Consider the following 15,348-nt stretch of genomic DNA (forward strand, 5'->3'; position numbering starts at 1 on the left):
CGGGCCAGTCTGGACGGGCTGACTTCCCTGCGGAAGTGACCTCGTCCCCTACCGTGGAGGGATGCTTGCCGGACTGCTCGTCGCAGCGGGAGCGGCCCTCTGCTACGGGGTTGCGTCCGTCCTGGAGGCTGTCGCCACCCGCCGCACCGAGACGGTCCAGGGCCTGGACCCACGTCTGATGATGCGGCTGCTCCGGTCGTGGCAGTACGTGCTGGGAGTCGGTCTGGACGGTCTGGGCTTCCTGCTCAGCCTGCTCGCCGTCCGCACGCTGCCGCTCTTCGTCGTGCAGTCGGTCGTCGCCAGCTTCCTGGCCGTGACCGCCGTGCTGGGGGCGGTCTTCCTGAAGATGCGGCTGTCACGCGCCGACCGCATCGGGCTCGCGGTCGTCGTGCTGGGACTCGTGCTGGTCGGCGCCTCAGCGACGACCGACAGCAGCGTGGACGTGGGTCGCGCGGAGGAGTGGGGGGTCCTCGTGGCAGCCGTGCTGCTGACCGTCGCCTCCGTCCCGTTGGCCCGGTTGCCGGGCGCGGCCGGCGCCACGGCCCTCGGGGCCGTCGCCGGCCTGGCCTACGGAGTGACCGCCGTGGCGTCCCGGATGCTGCCCGGGGACCTCGCCCCGGACAAGCTGGGCGCTGACCTCGGCCCCCTGCTGGAGAGCCCCGCGACGTACGGCCTCGTGGTCGGCGGGGCCGTCGCGATGCTGACCTACTCGATCGCGCTGCAGCGCGGGAGCGTCACGAGGGCCACGGCACCGCTCGTGGTGGGCGAGACCGTGGTCCCGGCCGTTGTCGGCCTCCTCCTCCTGGGTGACCACCCACGCCACGGATGGGGCCCGGTCGCCCTGGCCGGGTTCGTCCTCGCCGTGGCCGGTGCCGTGAGCCTGGCCCGGCACGGGGAGCTCGAGCCGCCACCCGCCGGGTCATGACGGCGGAGCACAGCCTCCCGGGCCCTCCGGCCCTCCCACGATCCGTCTCCCCGCGCGACGGTGAACCAGGTGCCGCCGGCCCGGTGGCACGACGTCGCAGGAAGGACACGCAATGCAGAACCTCACGGTCCTGGGCACCGGTGTGCTCGGCTCACAGATCATCTTCCAGGCCGCGTACCACGGCAAGGACGTCGTCGCCTACGACATCAACGACGAGATCCTGGCCAAGCTGCCGGCGCGCTGGGAGTTCCTGCGCCAGCGCTACCTGACCGACCTGCCCGACGTGACCGAGGAGAAGCTCGACGCCGCCGTCGGGCGGATCCGTGCGACCAGCGACCTCGCCGACGCGCTGAAGGACGCCGACCTGGTCATCGAGGCCGTCCCGGAGGTGCTCGACATCAAGCGGGACACCTGGGCCAAGGTGGCCGCTGTCGCTCCCAGCCGGACGATCTTCGCGACCAACTCCTCCACCTTGCTGCCCAGCGCCATCGCCGACGCGACGGGCCGGCCCGACAAGTTCCTCGCGCTGCACTTCGCGAACGAGATCTGGCGCAACAACACCGGTGAGGTCATGGGGCACGCCGGCACGTCCCCCGAGGCGTTCGAGGCGGTCGCCCAGTTCGCCGAGGAGATCGGCATGATCGCCATCCGCGTCAAGAAGGAGCAGCCCGGCTACGTCCTCAACTCGCTGCTCGTCCCCCTGCTGAGCGCAGCGGCGGACCTGTGGGTGCGCGGCGTCGCCGACATCGAGACGATCGACCTGACGTGGCGCAAGGCCACCGGCGCTCCCGCGGGGCCGTTCCAGATCTTCGACGTCGTCGGCATGGAGACGCCGTACAACCTCAACGTCCACAGCGACGACCCGGTCAAGCGGGAGTTCGCCGAGATCCTCAAGCGCGAGTACATCGACAAGGGACGACTGGGGATCGCCACCGGCAAGGGGTTCTACGACTACGACACCTGACCGGTGCTGCTCGCTCGCTGCGTGCGGTCTGTCCGGGTGTCGGCCTTCAGGTCCTTGCGTAGGCTGGAGCCGTCGAACTGTTGGGGGTGATGCCGGTGAGCGAGCGGGACCGCAAGCTGCACGAGTATCGCCAGCGCCTGGAGGCTGAACGCGCCGGTCAGGACGACACCGAGGAGTCTGCCGAGGAGGCCGCGAAGGCCCGCGACCGACGCATCGCGAGCCAGTCCGCCTGGGTCGAGATCCAGGTCCAGCAGGCCATGCGCGACGGCGAGTTCGACAACCTGCCCGGCGCGGGCAAGCCCATCCCCGGTCTCGACCGCCCGCACGACCCGGACTGGTGGCTCAAGCGCCTGATCGAGCGGGAGAAGATCAGCGTCCTCCCGCCGGCGCTCGCGCTGCGGACCGAGGACGCCCGCCTGGACGACGTGCTGGACCGCGAGACCGTCGCGGACGGCGTGCGCCGGGTGGTCGAGGACTTCAACGCCCGCATCGTCGACGCCCGCCGGCAGCTCCAGGGCGGTCCCCCGGTGATCACCCCGCTGCGGGACGTCGAGGCCGAGGTGGACGCCTGGGCCCGCCGACGCGCCGACCGGGTGGCCGAGCAGAAACGCCGGCTCGCCGAGATCCGTGCCGCCGAGCGTGCCGCCGCTCCCGTGCCTTGGTGGCGGCGACTCCTCGCACGTCTGCGCAGCACGTTCGGACGCCACGCGTGATCCGCTGTCGTACCGGCCCGGCAGACTGATGGGCGTGCCGACGCCCGACGAGCTGCCCCAGACCCGCGAGCTCGCGCTGCCCACAGACGTCAACGTCATGTTGACGCTGTCGCTGCTGCGTCGTGGTGCAGGCGACCCGACGACCAGGCGCGACGGGACAACGCTGTGGCGCACGAGCCGCATGGCGTCCGGTCCGGTCACCTACCGGCTGCGTCAGCCGCACCCGCGTCTCGTGACGGCCCACGCGTGGGGGCCGGGCGCGGCGGAGATGCTCGACGGCCTGCCGGCGCTCGTCGGCGCGGACGACGACCCGACCGGGTTCGAGCCCCGCCACCCGATCGTCATCGACTCGCACCGCCGCCACCCCGGGCTCCGTGTCCCCCGCACCGGTCGCGTGCTGGAGGCCCTGATCGGCGGCGTCATCGAGCAACGTGTCGTGGGCCTCGACGCGTTCGCGGCCTGGCGCCGGCTCCACCTGCGCTTCGGCGATCCCGCGCCGGGGCCCGCCCCCGACGGCATGCGGGTGTTCCCGACCGCCGAGACGTGGGCCTCGATCCCCTCGTGGGAGTGGCACCGCGCCGGGATCGACCCGCAACGCGCCCGCACGGCGCAGGCCTGCGCGCGGGTGGGCCAGCAGGTCGACGGCCTGGTGGCCAGGCACGGTCGAGACCATGCCGCCGTCCGTCGCGGCCTCCGCAGCATCCCCGGCGTCGGCGTCTGGACGGTCGCCGAGGTCGGCATCCGTGCGCTGGGAGACGCCGATGCGGTCTCGTTCGGCGACTTCCATGTCGCCAAGGACATCGGCCTCGTCCTCGCCGGCCGACCGTTCGACGACGCCGAGCTCGAAGAGGTGCTGGAGCCGTGGCGTCCGCACCGCCAGCGCGTGGTCCGCCTCATCGCCCTCAGCCCCCTGGCCCGGCCGGAGCGCCGTGGTCCACGCAGCCCCCGGGTCGACTACCGCTCGATCTGACACGATGAGTCCCGATCATGGACGACTCGACACCTGCTCGCGACCTCGTCGCGCCCGTCCGGCGGCGCCCCGCGCCGTCCGCGGTCGTGCAGCGCATCCCCGGCTGGGTGCGGGTGGCGCTGGCGATGTTCGCCGTCGGCTGGGGTGCCAACCAGTTCGCCGCGATGTTGCTCGTCTACCGAGCGGAGGACGGCGCATCCAGCGAGATGGTCACCGCCCTCTTCGGGGCGTACGCCCTCGGCCTGATCCCGGCGCTGCTGATCGTCGCCCCGATCTCCGACCGGATCGGGCGACGACGGGTCGTGCGTCCGGTCCTGGTGCTGTCGACCATCGCCACCGTCGTGCTGATCGTCGGGCGCGACAGCTTCGAGCTGCTGCTCATCGGTCGGCTCGCCGCCGGCATCGCGTCCGGTGCGGCGTTCGCCCCCGGAACTGCGTGGGTCAAGGAGCTGTCGGCTGATCGTCCCGGCGGCACCGGGGCCCGACGAGCCACCCTCGCCCTGTCAGCGGGATTCGGCTCCGGTCCGCTGGTGGCCGGCATCTGTGCGCAGTGGCTCCCGGCCCCGACGATCGTGCCGTACGTCCCGCACCTCGCGCTGATGGCGCTGGTCATCGCCGTGGCGTGGCACGCTCCCGAGCCGTTCGTGCCGCGCAGCGCCGACGAGCCGCGTCGACGCAGCCATGTCCGTGAGGCCCTGCTGTCCCGGCCGTTCCTGATGGCCATCCTGCTCACCGCGCCGTGGGTGTTCGGCGCCGCCTCGACCAGCTTCGCCACCCTCCCCACGTTCGTCGAGATCGGCGTCGCCCCGATCGCCGTGACCGGCGCCCTCGCGGGTCTGACGCTGTGGACGGGCGTGGCCATCCAGCCGCTCGGCCGACGTCTGGGCGACCCGAGACTCATCATCACCACCGGTCTCGGGGCCGCAGCGGCCGGTCTGGCGACGGGGATCCTGCTCGACCTGACCGGCCTGGCCTGGCTGGTGCTCCCCGCCGCGATGCTGCTCGGCGCGGCGTACGGGCTGGTCCTCGTCGGCGGCCTGACCGCAGTCGAGGCGCTCGCACGTCCTGACGACCTCGGCACCCTCAACGCGGTGTTCTACAGCCTCACGTACGTCGGCTTCGCCGCTCCGCTGCTCAACACCCTGGCGCTCACCGCGATCTCCCCGGAGACACTGATGCTCGCCGGCATCGCGGCGATCGCCGCCACCGTGCCCCTGGTGTTCGCCTCCCGTCCTGGTCGGCCGCGCTGATCGAGAAGACGTTGCCCGACGGGTCGAGCACGGCGTAGCGCGCCGCGACGTGGTCGTCGCCCTTGGGACAGACCAGGACGCTCACATCGTCCGCAGGATCGCCGCTGCCAGCTCATCGGGACGGCTCAGCGCGGCCAGGTGTCCCCCGGCGACGGTCTCGACCTCGAGACCGAGGCGCTCGCGGGCGACCCGGCGCTGGAAGGACAGCGGGAAGAGGCGGTCGTCGGCGCCGGCGATCACCCGGGTCGGCACGTCGGGCCACCCGGCCGGGCCCCACGGCGCCGCGAAGACGGTGTCGGTCTCGTCGGGCGACGGCTGCAGGGTCGTGAGCGTCTCGGGTGGCAGGTCGTGGAAGAAGTAGACGTCCGCGTCGAGACCAGCGTCGGGGTCGCGTCCTTCACGGACGTCGTTGGCCGCGCGGGCGGGTCCCGACCCGGTGGCCTCCCACCACTCGCCGGCGGTCTCGCCGGGTCTCGGGATCATCGCGTTGATCAGCACCAGCTCGCGGGGTGCGATGCGGTCCGCCGCCCACGACGCCGAGAATCCGCCGAGCGACTGCGCCACCAGCACCACCTCCCGGTACGGCGCTGCCGCATCGACCACCAGGTCGACGTACTCGGGCAGGCCCTGCGAGGGATCGGGGCCGGGCAGGGTCACCGCGACGCTCGGGACGTCCCTCGCATCGAGGCGTTGCCGGACCAGGTCCCAGAAGGACGCGAGCCCGCCCGCCCCGGGGACGAAGACGTATGTCGGCGTGCTCATGCGTGCACCGTACGACTCCCGGTCGCGGCGGACAAGGGCTCTGAGGCGGGCCCCTCCGTCACTCGAAGGGGGTGGGATCCCCCGCGCCGACGCGCACGACCTCGGCCGGGCCGTTGGAGAAGTCGACGACGGTCGTCGGCTCGGCGATGACGTCCTCGCCGGACTCGATGACGGCGTCGATCTGCCCGTCGAGCTCCTCGGCGATGACCCAGGCGGCGCTCATCGCCTCGGTCTCCCCCGGCAGGATCAGGGTCGTGGAGAGCAGCGGCTCGCCCACGGCCGCCAGCAGCGCCGCGACGATGCGGCTGTCGGGGATGCGTACGCCGACCGTCTTCTTCTTCTCGTGCAGCAGCCGTCGCGGGACCTCGCGGGTCGCCGGGAGGATGAACGTGTACGGGCCCGGGGTCGCGTTCTTGACCGCGCGGAAGATCGCGTTGTCCACGTTGACGAAGTGGCCGAGCTGCGCGAAGTCCTTGCACACCAGCGTGAAGTGGTGCTTGGAGTCGAGCTTGCGGATCGAGCGGATGCGGTCGAGCGCGTCCTTGTTGCCCAGCTGCGCACCGAGCGCGTACCCGGAATCGGTGGGGTAGGCGATCAGCCCACCACTCGTGATGATGGCCGCGGCCTGGTCGACGGACCGCTGCTGAGGGTTCTCGGGGTGGATGTCGATGAAGCGCATGTGCTGAGGCTACGACCAATGCCCGGACATGGCGAAGGGCCGTGCGACCCGCACGGCCCTTCGCCAGCCATCAGCTGAAGATGCTGACGCCTCCAGGGCCCACCAGGAGCGCGACGACGATCAGCACGGCTCCGTACAAGAAGTCACGCTGGACGAGCCGGATGACTCCGAACACGCCGATGATCACTGCGGCAATCCACAGAATGGTCTCCCACATGGTTTCCCTCCCTGTCGGTGACGACTCGTGTCGTCGGCAAAGCGGGTACCCAAGGTGACGCTGCCCAATCATGTGCGTCCCTGCGTGTGACCTGGGTCACGGGTTCTCGTTCCGGGATGCGGACGTGTTCTCGCGCTCAGCGACACCCGTCACGCGGCGACCTACGCTGACGACGACCGTGAACCGTCGTCCGTCTTCGAGAGGGGTGCACCTGATGAGTGACGTCACCCTCACCCTGTCCGAGCGCCGCGAGCGGCAGGCCGCCCATCAGGATGCCAGGACGACGCACCTGGCGTCACGCGAGGCCCTGCTGACACCACGCCGGAGCAACGACGAGCTCCGGGCGATCGCCGAGGCGGCACACGAGCGTCTCGCCGACACGGACACCGACACCGTCCTCGCCTGGGTCGGGCAGGAGTTCGGCTACCGGACCGCGGTCGCGTGCTCGATGGCCGACGCGGTCCTCCCCGCGGTCGTGGCACGCCACCTCCCCTGGGTCGACACGCTCTTCCTGGAGACCGGCTATCACTTCGCCGAGACGATCGGCACCCGCGACGCGGTCGAGGCGTCGATGCGGCTGACGATCGTCGACGTGAGGCCGCGCCTCAGCGTGGCCGAGCAGGACGCCGAGTTCGGCGAGAAGCTCTACGAGCGCGATCCCGGCCTGTGCTGTGCGATGCGCAAGGTCGAGCCGCTGCACGAGACCCTGCAGGGCTACGAGGTCTGGATCACCGGCGTCCGCCGCGACGAGGGGCCGACCCGCGCGAACACCCCCTTCATCAGCTGGGACGACAAGAACAGCCTGGTGAAGATCAACCCGTTGGCGGCCTGGACGTTCGACGACCTGCTGGCGTACGCCGAGTCCAACGACATCATCGTCAACCCGCTCGTCAACGACGGCTACCCGTCGATCGGCTGCGCCACCTGCACCCGAAGGGTCGCCCCCGGTGAGGATCCGCGCGCCGGCCGGTGGGCGGGGCTCGACAAGACCGAGTGCGGCCTGCACACCTGATCTGCTTGCTCCACCCGCACCTGCACCGACAAAGGGAACGATGACCCAGACGAAGGAACGCCGCCTCACCCAGCTCGAGTGGCTGGAGTCCGAGGCGATCCACATCATCCGCGAGGTGGTCTCCGAGTTCGAGCGCCCCGTGCTGCTCTTCTCCGGCGGCAAGGACTCCGTCGTGATGCTGCACCTCGCCACGAAGGCGTTCTGGCCCGCGCCCGTGCCCTTCCCCGTCCTGCACGTCGACACCGGGCACAACTTCCCCGAGGTGCTCGCCTTCCGTGACGCCACGGTGGAGCGGCTCGGCCTGCGGCTCGAGGTCGCGAGCGTCCAGGACTACATCGACGACGGTCGTCTGCGCGAGCGCAGCGACGGCACCCGCAACCAGCTGCAGACCCAGCCCCTGCTCGACGCGATCACGGACGGCCGGTTCGACGCGGTCTTCGGTGGTGGCCGCCGCGACGAGGAGAAGGCCCGCGCCAAGGAGCGCGTGTTCTCCCTGCGCGACGAGTTCGGCCAGTGGGACCCGCGCAACCAGCGTCCCGAGCTGTGGAACCTCTACAACGGTCGGCACCGGCCCGGTGAGCACGTCCGGGTCTTCCCGCTGAGCAACTGGACCGAGCTCGACGTCTGGCAGTACATCGGCGCCGAGGACATCCAGCTCCCCGAGCTCTACTACGCCCACCAGCGCGAGGTCTTCGAGCGCGACGGCATGCTCGTCGCCGTCAGCGACGTCTCCCTCCCCCGCGACGGCGAGACCGTGGAGAAGCGCCAGGTCCGCTACCGCACGGTCGGCGACATGTCCTGCACCGGAGCCGTCGAGAGCGACGCGGTGACCGTCGAGGACGTCATCGTCGAGGTCGCGGCGACCCGGCTCACCGAGCGAGGCGCGACCCGCGCCGACGACCGCGCGTCCGAGGCGGCCATGGAAGACCGCAAGAAGGAAGGCTACTTCTGATGCGTACGCTCCTGCGCCTCGCGACCGCCGGCTCCGTCGACGACGGCAAGTCCACCCTGGTCGGCCGGCTCCTGTACGACTCCAAGTCCGTCCTCGCCGACCAGTTCGACGCGGTCGAGCGGGTCAGCCGTGACCGCGGTCTGGCGTCCGCCGACCTGGCGCTGCTGACCGACGGCCTGCGCTCCGAGCGCGAGCAGGGCATCACGATCGACGTCGCGTACCGCTACTTCGCGACCGCCGAGCGATCGTTCATCCTGGCCGACTGCCCCGGGCACGTGCAGTACACCCGCAACACCGTCACGGGCGCCAGCACCGCCGACGTCGTCGTGCTGCTGGTGGACGTCCGCCACGGCATCCAGGAGCAGACGCGCCGCCACCTCGCGGTCGCTTCGCTGCTGCGCGTCCCGCACGTCGTGGTGGTGGTCAACAAGATCGACCTCGTCGATTTCGACGAGGACACGTACACCCGGGTCTCCGACGAGGTGCTGGCCTCCGCCCGGAGCCTCGGCCTGCACGACGTCGCGACGATCCCGGTCTCCGCGCTGGACGGCGACAACGTGGTCGAGCGATCCACCCGCACGCCCTGGTACGACGGGCCCAGCCTGTTGTCGTTCCTCGAGCAGCTGTCCCCGGTGGGCGACCCCCACTCCGAGCCGCTGCGCTTCCCGGTGCAGATGGTCATCCGCCCCCAGTCCGCTGCCGGCGAGGAGTTCCGCGACTACCGCGGGTACGCCGGACAGATCTCGTCCGGGCTCGTGCGCGTCGGCGACGCCATCACGGTCCAGCCGAGCGGACGCACCAGCGTCGTGACCGGCATCGACTTCGCCGGACGCGAGCTCACCGAGGCGTACGCACCCCAGTCGGTGACGCTGCGGCTCCAGAACGACATCGACATCTCCCGCGGTGACCTGATCGTGACCTCGCGCAGCGTCCCGGCGGTCACCCAGGACATCGACGGCACGATTGCGTGGCTCGCGGAGAGCAGCCTCGCACCGGGCACCAAGGTGCTGCTCAAGCACGGGACCCGGACCGTCCAGGCGATGGTCAAGGTCATCAGCGGCAAGCTCGACCTCGACGACGCCCGGCTCCTGCCGGCGGACTCGCTCGGCCTGAACGACATCGGGCACGTCACGCTGCGCCTGGCCTCGCCCATCCCCGCCGAGGAGTACCTCCACTCGCGAGGCACGGGTGCGTTCCTGCTCATCGACGGCCAGGACGGCACCACGCTGGCGGCCGGCATGGTCGGCGACGCCCTGCTCGACACCAAGGCCGAGGTCGCATCGGCTGCCGCCGCTACAGTCTCTGCATGACCGGAAGCCTCCCGCTGACCCTCCGGATCGCGGGACGTCGCGTCGTCGTCGTCGGTGGCGGGCACGTGGCCACCCGGCGCACGCTGTCCCTACTCGAGGCCGGCGCGGCCGTCGTGGTGATCTCGCCGGAGGTCTCGGACTCGTTGGCGTCGTCGATCGGGCGCGGTGACGTCGAGTGGGTCCAGCGGACGTACGTCACCGGTGACCTCGAGGGCGCATGGCTGGTGCAGACCGCGACCGACTCCCCCGTCGACGACCTCGTCGCCCACGACGCCGAGGCGGCCCGCATCTGGTGCCTGAAAGGCGGCGACCCCGAGCACGCGACCGCGTGGGCGCCGGCCGTCGCCCGCGTCGACGACGTGCTCGTCGCCGTCAGCGGCGGTGGGGACGCAGGACGCGCCACCGCGCTGCGGGACGGCGTGGCCGCGGCGCTGCAGGCCGGCGAGCTGCCCATGCGCCACCGCACCCACCACCCGGACGGCTTCGTCGCGCTCGTCGGCGGCGGTCCCGGCGATCCGGGACTTCTCACGACCCGCGGGCGTCGCCTGCTTGCCGAGGCGGACGTCGTGGTCGTCGACCGCCTCGCGCCGCACGCGGTGCTCGCGGAGCTCGACGCCGACGTGGAGGTGATCGACGTCGGCAAGATGCCCGACCACCACCCGATCCCCCAGCACGAGATCAACGCGCTGCTGGTGGACCGGGCACGTCAGGGCAAGGTCGTCGTCCGCCTCAAGGGCGGCGACCCGTACGTGTTCGGCCGTGGCGGCGAGGAGCTGATCGCATGCCGCGAGGCCGGGATCCCGGTCGAGGTCGTCCCCGGCGTCACGAGCGCCATCTCGGTCGCGGCGGCTGCCGGCATTCCCGTGACGCACCGCGGCGTCGCCCGCGGGTTCTCGGTCGTCACCGGGCATGAGGAGATCGGCTCCCTGCCGCACGACGGCGGCCACACGCTGGTGATGCTGATGGGGGTCCGGCGGCTGGCCGAGACGTGCGCGGACCTGATCGCGGCAGGACACCGCAGCGACACCCCGGCGGCCATCGTCGAGCGCGGCTTCAGCCCGAGCCAGCGGGTCACCGTCGCGACCCTCGCGACCCTCGCGGACACGGCCGCGGCAGGCGGCGTCGAGTCGCCCGCGATCACGATCATCGGTGACGTCGTGGCGCTCTCCCCGGCCTGGTCGGCTCGCGCGCTCGCCTGACCCGTCAGCGCTCCAACAGCACGATGGTCCCGAGCCGCGTCAGCAGCCCGGGACCATCGTGGTGTGCGACTACTTGATCGTGCCGTCGCCCTCGCCCTCGACCCGCTTGTCGTGCACGAGCTCGCCCTCGGCGTCGACCGGGGTGATCGTCACCTTGAAGGTGATCGGCGAGTTCTTCTGGTACTTGAAGTTCTCCCCGTACGTGTACGACTCGCCCGCACCGAAGGGGTAGATGCCCTTCTCGTTGTAGGCGCCCGTGACGATGCCCTCCTTGTTGACCTTCTGCTGCTCGAACAGGGCGTCGTCGACGACCGCGTCCATGCCCTGCAGGTACTTCCAGTCCTTGTAGCGCGGCTCGACGCTGACCAGGGACGAGCCGAGATCGACCGGCTGGCCGTTGTTCGTGATCACGTAGTTGACGAACACGATGTCGTCGCCCTTGTCGAGCAAGGGCTTGTTGGTGTCGGGATCGACGAACTGACCGGTCCTGGTCGCCTTCGTCGTGCCGACCTGGTAGATGTCGACCGTGATGTCGCCGGCCTTGACCGTCGAGATCTTCTCGCCGCCCTCCAGCGCGGGCTTGGCCCAGGCGGGCTGGTTGCCGGAGGCCGCAGGAGCCGCGGAGGTCTCCTCGGTCGGCTCGGGCGCGGGTGCAGCCGCGGACGACTTCTTGTCGTCGGCCGGCTCGTCGGAGTCGGAACCGCCGCAGGCGGCGAGCCCCACGAGGGCGAGAGAAGCGATGGTGGCCGCGGCGACACGGCGTGAGCGAGTGATGAACATGCAGTCCCCAATCTGTGCAAGCCGGCGGCAGCGGTCGACACTCAGGAAGCCGACAGGAGGCGCCACCAAGCCCGGCGAGACACACTGTAACGAAGATCCACCGCTCGCGCCGACGGCGGAGGCGCTCAGGCGGCGCGGGGTCTCTGCTTCGTGAACCTCGCATGGCGGCGCGGTCTCTGCTCGGGATCCACCCGGCGCGGCGGGATCACCTCGATGACGCCGTCGGGGGCCATCCGCGCGGTCCATTCGCCTTCGTGGAGCAAGAAGTGGTGGAAGTGGCACAGCAGGGCCGCGTTGTCGAGGTCGGTGGGGCCTCCTTCGGCCCAGAAGTTGAGGTGGTGCGCCTCGCACCATGCGGGCGGCCTGTCACAGTCGGGAAACACGCAGCCCTTGTCGCGCACGGCCAGCGCCAGACGCTGGTGGCGGTCGTAGATGCGTCGCGTGGTGCCGAGGTCGAGGACCTTGGACTCCGAATCCAGGTAGAGCGCGACGAGGCGGGCGTTGCACGCCAGGCGTTGGGCCTTCCTCGCCGAGGTCGTCGTCCCGGACGTGTTGGTCGCGGTGCCGCGCCCGGTCCGCAGGTCATCGACGTCGACGGTGACCGCGACGGTGGCCGCCAGACCTCCCGACTGCGGGAGGGCGCCGGTCGGCAGGTGCTCGATCAGCTCGACGAACGCGTGTCCCATCCTCTGGTCCCGTGGCAATGCGTTGAAGTCCCCGACGTCGAGACCACGGCGGGCGGCGTTGATGGCCGCACGGCGCGGGGCGATGATCCCTTCGATCGCAGCCCTCAGGGTGTCCGCATCCGCGTCCGGGATGAGGAAGGTCCCACGGGTGGTGCCGTCGCCACGGCGTTTGATCGTCAGGCGGGTGGCCTCCCAGGCCTTCTCCTCCTCGCGACGGACCTGCTCGCCGAGCACCTCGTCGGCGCCATCGGGGTCGATGACCTCCAGCACCCGGTTGGCCAGCCGGCGCAGGTCATCCAGGTGGTGACGACCGGCGAGCTCGATCAGGTGGGCCTCAGCATCCGTGCGCTCCTGCTCGCCGACCCACTCCGGCAAGCGGTCGATGGCCTGCATGATCACCTTGGCCTGATCGGTGGAGATCTCACCGGCTGCCCACGCGGCACGGGTGGTCTCGGCGCTCGACGTGCTCCGCGCCAGAGCGGCCAGCTTGGCCGCGTCCGCCTTGGGCATCCCCGTCGTCGAGGCCAACCATGCAGTGACGGACGGCGCGCCGTCGTCCTTCGGCAGTCCCATGGCATCGGCCGACGCCGCCAGCCTGCACATCAGCGCGTCCAGCGCGGTACGGGTCTGCTGGACCGCACCGACCACCTCGCGGACCTCCGCACCGGTCAGGGACCAGGGCTCCAGCGCGGCCGCGTCCTGGGTGAGGCCGGACAGCTGGTCGAGGATCATCTGGAGCTCCACGGATGGATTAGAACGTATGTTCGATTCTACTCCACGGACGCCTCGCGGCACAACCTCCTTCCACCGCATTCTTCCCGCCATCGCGGCAGATTCGGGTCGATACTTGACCATGCGCAGCGCCCGGACACGTCCCATGAGCATCGCCGTCGCGGTCGTGCTGCTGGTGACCGCCGCCTGCGGCAACGGCCAGAGCATCGACCGCGGCCCCCTGCCCGACGGCGTCGCGATCCACGTCGACCAGTCACGTATCGAGCGCAAAGGACGTGAGGTCTTCCTGCGCGTGCACAACGACGCCGGCCGCTCCATCACGGTCACGAGCTTCACGCTCACGTCGCCGCGGTTCGCGACGGTCAGGTGGTCCGGCACGGAGACGATCGGCCCCACGTTCGAGACAGACCTCGAGTTCGACATGCCACGCGGTCGTTGCGGCAGCGCCCTCGACGCCAGGCTCCAGCTGACGTATCGGATGGGGTCGGGCGACCTGCGGACGTCGACCGTCGACGTCGAGGACCCGTACGGCAATGCGGCCTACGTCGTCGACCGGGACTGCGCCCAGGAGACGCTCGAGAAGGCTGCCACGGTCACCGTCGGGACACCGACCGTCGCGGCCCGCGACGGAGGGCCGGTCCTGAGCCTGCCGATCACGTTGGCACCGACCGGCGACGTCGCCGGCGTACGCCTCACCGGCTTCGCCTCGACGACGCTGTTCCGCCAGGCGGGACCGACGCGACTCGACGTGCGCCTGGACCCGGGCGACCCGCCGACCACCGTCCAGATGTCCGTCGTGCCCGCGCGCTGCGATCCGCACGCCCTGGCCGAGGACAAGGTCGGCACACTGTTCGGGGTCGAGGTGTCCGGACCCGGTCTGCCCGAGAACGCCTCGTACTTCCTGCCGCTCACCCGGGCGCAGCGGGCCGCGCTCTTCGGCTTCTTCCGCGATCGCTGCGGGATGACCTGAGCCCTCGCGACGGGAGGCTAGCTGGGCTGCGCCTCCAGCCAGCGGGCCAGGTTGCGCTCGCCCTGGCGCATGATCAGGTGGTGCCCCGCGACGAACGCCGGCCGCAGGAACCAGCCGGTCAGCCGCATCCAGCGCCGGTCGACCGCCACCCGCCAGTCGATCCGCATCGAGCAGGCACCGGTGCCGGTGTCGGTGAACGTGACCACTCCCCTGCCTCGTAGGTCGCCCGAGGACGTGAAGCGCAGCGTCTCGGGCCGGCTCCGCTCCAGGTCGTCCAGCGAGAACCGCAGGGCGTACCCGAGCACGCTCCTGGCCCGCAGCCGCAAGGTGTTCCCGTCGTACGACTCGGTCTGCACCGATGGCCACCACACCATCGGGTCGTCGGTCGCCAACCACTCGTCGAGGACGTCCCAGAGCCCTTCGCGCGACCGCGCCACCGTCCAGTGGGAGACGAGCGTGTACTCCGAGCTCATCGAACCGGCCTGGAGCGGCGCAGCCACCACAGGCCGACGAGCGGGAGGACCAGCGGGACAAAGCCGTACCCGCGGCCGAAGTCGGACCACACCGTCTCGTCGGGGAACAGGTCCGGGTCCGCGAGCGACAGGACGCCCACCACCAGGACGCCGGCGAGCTCGATGCTGATGGTCGTCAGCGCGAGCCGCTGGCGGTCGGTCGCCAGGGCGTACGTGGCGAGGACGTAGACGATGCCGGCGACCGCCGAGAGCACGTACGGCACCGCGGTGTCGGACTCGACCTTGGCGATCAGCTGGTAGAGGGACCGGGCCGACGCCGCCAGCGCGAAGACCGCGTAGACCGCGACCAGCACCCGGCCGAAGCCGTGCGAGGTGTCCGAGCGCTCAGGCATACGTGCCCTTCCAGATGCCGAGGAGCCGGACCGACAACGCTGCCACGGTGATCATGGCGATCACCACGACGCCGGTCCCCCAGCGTGACTTCTCTGCGATGCCCCACAGCACGGCGGCCGGCGGGATCACGACGAGCGTGACGAGGTAGGAAACGAACAGCACGCCGTCGACGTCACGATCGGTGCGGCCGAGCGCGATCGAGCCGCCCACCAGCAGGGCCACGAGCAGGATCTCCAGCACCGCGATGGCATAGAACAACGGGTTGCTGAAGTCCTGCCGTCGGTACGTGTGCCAGCCGGCGTAGGCGGCGATGACGACGGCGAGGATCGCGATGCCGTAGGCGACGAGATCGGTCACACGC

The 15,348-nt window shown here is 70.9% G+C and carries 18 protein-coding genes; 10 read left to right on the forward strand and 8 right to left on the reverse strand.

Going from position 1 to position 15,348, the window contains the following annotated elements:
• The first annotated feature begins 61 nt into the window (after window positions 1-61).
• From C3E78_RS09540 to C3E78_RS09560, 5 genes are all read left to right on the forward strand, one after another.
• On the forward strand, window positions 62-925 hold the full coding sequence (locus tag C3E78_RS09540) for a hypothetical protein (protein ID WP_108578070.1): 864 nt from the start codon (window positions 62-64) through the stop codon (window positions 923-925).
• Between the two features lie 112 nt (window positions 926-1,037).
• Entirely contained in the window at window positions 1,038-1,889 is an 852-nt protein-coding gene (locus tag C3E78_RS09545; protein WP_108578071.1) for a 3-hydroxyacyl-CoA dehydrogenase, read from the forward strand.
• Window positions 1,890-1,978: 89 nt separating this feature from the next.
• A complete protein-coding gene (locus tag C3E78_RS09550; protein ID WP_108578072.1) occupies window positions 1,979-2,602 on the forward strand; it encodes a DnaJ family domain-containing protein in 624 nt (207 codons plus the stop codon).
• A 34-nt stretch (window positions 2,603-2,636) separates the two neighbouring features.
• Window positions 2,637-3,572 (forward strand): DNA-3-methyladenine glycosylase family protein, encoded by a 936-nt coding sequence (locus C3E78_RS09555; RefSeq protein WP_235833763.1) that lies wholly within the window; start codon window positions 2,637-2,639, stop codon window positions 3,570-3,572.
• A gap of 17 nt (window positions 3,573-3,589) precedes the next feature.
• Window positions 3,590-4,822, forward strand: coding sequence for an MFS transporter (locus C3E78_RS09560; RefSeq protein ID WP_108578073.1), 1,233 nt, complete (start codon window positions 3,590-3,592; stop codon window positions 4,820-4,822).
• Between the two features lie 81 nt (window positions 4,823-4,903).
• Here C3E78_RS09560 and C3E78_RS09565 read toward each other — a convergent pair whose 3' ends face one another.
• The 3 genes from C3E78_RS09565 to C3E78_RS18455 form a co-directional block, all read right to left on the reverse strand.
• Window positions 4,904-5,584 (reverse strand): alpha/beta fold hydrolase, encoded by a 681-nt coding sequence (locus C3E78_RS09565; protein WP_108578074.1) that lies wholly within the window; start codon window positions 5,582-5,584, stop codon window positions 4,904-4,906.
• A gap of 58 nt (window positions 5,585-5,642) precedes the next feature.
• Window positions 5,643-6,263, reverse strand: a complete 621-nt coding sequence (locus tag C3E78_RS09570) for an L-threonylcarbamoyladenylate synthase (RefSeq protein WP_108578075.1) — start codon at window positions 6,261-6,263, stop codon at window positions 5,643-5,645.
• Between the two features lie 70 nt (window positions 6,264-6,333).
• A complete protein-coding gene (locus C3E78_RS18455) occupies window positions 6,334-6,480 on the reverse strand; it encodes a GPGG-motif small membrane protein (protein WP_168217220.1) in 147 nt (48 codons plus the stop codon).
• Between the two features lie 214 nt (window positions 6,481-6,694).
• Between C3E78_RS18455 and C3E78_RS09575 the strand changes: the two genes are divergently transcribed.
• From C3E78_RS09575 to cobA, 4 genes are read left to right on the forward strand one after another with little or no spacing between them, the layout of a single operon-like run.
• Window positions 6,695-7,492: a phosphoadenylyl-sulfate reductase gene (locus C3E78_RS09575; protein WP_108580838.1), complete on the forward strand. Its 798-nt coding sequence runs from the start codon at window positions 6,695-6,697 to the stop codon at window positions 7,490-7,492.
• A gap of 40 nt (window positions 7,493-7,532) precedes the next feature.
• Complete coding sequence (gene cysD / locus C3E78_RS09580; RefSeq protein ID WP_108578076.1) at window positions 7,533-8,444, forward strand: sulfate adenylyltransferase subunit CysD; 912 nt, start codon at window positions 7,533-7,535, stop codon at window positions 8,442-8,444.
• Window positions 8,444-9,754 (forward strand): sulfate adenylyltransferase subunit 1, encoded by a 1,311-nt coding sequence (locus tag C3E78_RS09585; RefSeq protein ID WP_108578077.1) that lies wholly within the window; start codon window positions 8,444-8,446, stop codon window positions 9,752-9,754. The genes cysD and C3E78_RS09585 overlap by 1 nt, the downstream gene beginning before the upstream one ends.
• Window positions 9,751-10,953, forward strand: a complete 1,203-nt coding sequence (gene cobA / locus C3E78_RS09590) for a uroporphyrinogen-III C-methyltransferase (RefSeq protein WP_108578078.1) — start codon at window positions 9,751-9,753, stop codon at window positions 10,951-10,953. The genes C3E78_RS09585 and cobA overlap by 4 nt, the downstream gene beginning before the upstream one ends.
• 69 nt (window positions 10,954-11,022) lie before the next feature.
• Here cobA and C3E78_RS09595 read toward each other — a convergent pair whose 3' ends face one another.
• Both C3E78_RS09595 and C3E78_RS09600 read right to left on the reverse strand, forming a co-directional pair.
• A complete protein-coding gene (locus tag C3E78_RS09595; protein WP_108578079.1) occupies window positions 11,023-11,733 on the reverse strand; it encodes a hypothetical protein in 711 nt (236 codons plus the stop codon).
• A gap of 125 nt (window positions 11,734-11,858) precedes the next feature.
• Window positions 11,859-13,163 (reverse strand): HNH endonuclease signature motif containing protein, encoded by a 1,305-nt coding sequence (locus tag C3E78_RS09600; RefSeq protein WP_159085860.1) that lies wholly within the window; start codon window positions 13,161-13,163, stop codon window positions 11,859-11,861.
• Between the two features lie 133 nt (window positions 13,164-13,296).
• Here C3E78_RS09600 and C3E78_RS18315 point away from each other — a divergent pair, with 133 nt between their 5' ends.
• Entirely contained in the window at window positions 13,297-14,121 is an 825-nt protein-coding gene (locus C3E78_RS18315) for a hypothetical protein (protein ID WP_159085861.1), read from the forward strand.
• Window positions 14,122-14,138: 17 nt separating this feature from the next.
• Here the strand turns inward: C3E78_RS18315 and C3E78_RS09610 are convergent, their stop codons facing one another.
• From C3E78_RS09610 to C3E78_RS09620, 3 genes are read right to left on the reverse strand one after another with little or no spacing between them, the layout of a single operon-like run.
• The gene (locus tag C3E78_RS09610; protein WP_135804920.1) at window positions 14,139-14,594 is read right to left on the reverse strand and encodes an SRPBCC family protein; all 456 of its coding nucleotides are present in this window, start codon (window positions 14,592-14,594) and stop codon (window positions 14,139-14,141) included.
• Window positions 14,591-14,986 (reverse strand): hypothetical protein, encoded by a 396-nt coding sequence (locus C3E78_RS09615; RefSeq protein ID WP_108578083.1) that lies wholly within the window; start codon window positions 14,984-14,986, stop codon window positions 14,591-14,593. The genes C3E78_RS09610 and C3E78_RS09615 overlap by 4 nt, the downstream gene beginning before the upstream one ends.
• Window positions 14,979-15,344 carry a hypothetical protein gene (locus C3E78_RS09620; protein WP_108578084.1) on the reverse strand — a complete coding sequence of 122 codons (366 nt, stop codon included), beginning with the start codon at window positions 15,342-15,344 and terminating at the stop codon, window positions 14,979-14,981. Before C3E78_RS09620 ends, C3E78_RS09615 begins: the two co-directional genes overlap by 8 nt.
• Between the last annotated feature and the right edge of the window lie 4 nt (window positions 15,345-15,348).

Source organism: Aeromicrobium chenweiae, from assembly GCF_003065605.1.
GTDB lineage: Bacteria > Actinomycetota > Actinomycetes > Propionibacteriales > Nocardioidaceae > Aeromicrobium > Aeromicrobium chenweiae.